Source organism: Kitasatospora nipponensis (assembly GCF_039528135.1).
GTDB classification, from domain to species: domain Bacteria; phylum Actinomycetota; class Actinomycetes; order Streptomycetales; family Streptomycetaceae; genus Kitasatospora; species Kitasatospora nipponensis.
This window is the reverse complement of the sequence record NZ_BAAALF010001169.1, coordinates 1-516: the sequence shown is the minus strand read 5'-3', so window position 1 is coordinate 516 and position 516 is coordinate 1. Positions and strand designations below refer to the sequence as shown.

Below are 516 nucleotides of genomic sequence, written 5' to 3'. Positions count from 1 at the left end.
GTCCGCGATCACCCGGGCGCCCTCGTAGCGGAAACCGTCGGGCAGACCGGCCACCAGGTCGCGCAGGGCCTGAGGGCCGTCGGCGGCCAGTGAGCTGTGCTGGCGGTAGTCGGCCGCGGCCCAGCGGTCCACCGCGGCAGGGTCCTTCTTGCCGAACAGCTCATCGGCGGCCTGCAGAACCAGTTCCTTGTTGCCCATGACACGTCCCTTCCGATGCGGAGGCGGAGCCGTCCCCGCCAGTCGCACCTCCACCTTCGGCCAGGGGGTGCCGCTGCCGCGAGGTAGGATCCGAAAGCATCATGGTCAAAACCGAGCATCCGGGCGAAGGCACGCGCGTCGCCGAGTACGGCTTCCACAACCCCGACCGCGCCCCGCTGGGCATCGAAGTGACCAGCATTGCCCATCTGGCCAGCAAACTCTCCCGGCAAGCGCTGCTCGGTGTGCACCGCACCGATTTCCATCAGATCATCCTGATCACTGCGGGCGAAGCCACCACCATGGTCGATTTCCAAGAAC

2 pseudogenes are annotated in these 516 nt (G+C 67.2%); one reads left to right on the top strand and one right to left on the bottom strand.

From position 1 onward, the window contains the following. A pseudogene (locus ABD323_RS45475) lies at positions 1 to 198 on the bottom strand (nuclear transport factor 2 family protein); the annotation flags it as partial. 101 nt (positions 199 to 299) lie between these two features. Between ABD323_RS45475 and ABD323_RS45470 the strand changes: the two are divergent. Next, positions 300 to 516: pseudogene (locus ABD323_RS45470) on the top strand (hypothetical protein); the annotation flags it as partial.